The organism is Methylorubrum sp. Q1 (assembly GCF_004683995.1).
GTDB lineage: Bacteria > Pseudomonadota > Alphaproteobacteria > Rhizobiales > Beijerinckiaceae > Methylobacterium.
The window spans coordinates 1-438 of record NZ_SRHQ01000103.1 but is presented as its reverse complement, the minus strand read 5'-3'; the positions used below and the strand labels follow the sequence as shown (position 1 = coordinate 438).

The 438-nt window shown below is 58.4% G+C and carries 1 protein-coding gene; it reads left to right on the top strand.

Annotated features, from left to right (window positions below):
• The coding region (locus E4V01_RS25455; protein WP_135300310.1) for an integrase core domain-containing protein at positions 1–438 on the top strand (438 nt) is incomplete at both ends.

The window sequence follows — 438 nt, the reverse complement described above, 5'->3', positions numbered from 1 at the left end:
CGGCAAGATGGAGGCAGCGCAGTTCTTGCGCGATCTGATCCTGGCGGTGCCCTACCGCATCCACATCGTCCTGACAGACAATGGCATTCAGTTCACCAACCGCAAGAAGGACATTTCCGCCTTCGCGCACATCTTCGGCCGCGTCTGTGCCGAGAACGACATCGAGCACCGGCTCACCAAGGTGAACCATCCCTGGACCAACGGTCAGGTCGAGCGGATGAACCGCACGATCAAGGACGCGACGGTCAAACGCTATCATTACGACAGCCACGATCAGCTCAGAGATCATCTCCAACTCTTCGTGGATGCCTACAATCACGCCCGCCGGCTCAAGACGCTACGCGGCCTGACACCCTACGAACGCATCTGCCAAGCCTGGATCAAAGAGCCCGAACGCTTCAGAGTCGATCCGTCACACCACATCCCGGGACCTTACAA